This is a genomic window from Lactobacillus sp. UMNPBX19 (assembly GCF_002553805.1).
Lineage (GTDB): Bacteria > Bacillota > Bacilli > Lactobacillales > Lactobacillaceae > Lactobacillus.
In genome coordinates, this window is the sequence record NZ_PCYR01000158.1 from 1 (window position 1) to 371 (window position 371).

The following is a 371-nucleotide window of genomic DNA, read 5'->3' on the forward strand; positions in this document are numbered from 1 at the left end:
GCACAGCCTAAACGTGCTCCACAACCCAACTTCTTCCGGTTAATAAAATCCCGCCGTCAATCGCCTAAATCGCGATTGTACCTCAATTCCGTTACGCTTCTCTGCTGCGTAGTCGAAATGAGCTCCAGCCCCTAGCTTTCTCCGGTTAACCAAAATAGGGAACCAATCGCCTAAATCGCGATTAGTTCCCTATTTCCGTTAATCCTCAAAAGCTGCCCAGGGGCTTCCGCTCTCTATAAATTTCCCACATACTCCCGGTGTTTTTCTTCGTCGAATTCACCTTCGGACTTGCCCATTATGATGGCTGCCAGCGAATTTCCTACCACGTTTACTGCCGTCCGGCCCATATCGATGATCCGGTCCACACCAGC

1 protein-coding gene is annotated in these 371 nt (G+C 50.1%); it reads right to left on the reverse strand.

All coding sequences use genetic code 11. From position 1 onward, the window contains the following. Positions 1-233 precede the first annotated feature (233 nt). Positions 234-371: cation:dicarboxylate symporter family transporter (locus CP370_RS09575; protein ID WP_143467915.1), on the reverse strand; the 138-nt coding region annotated here is incomplete at its 5' end.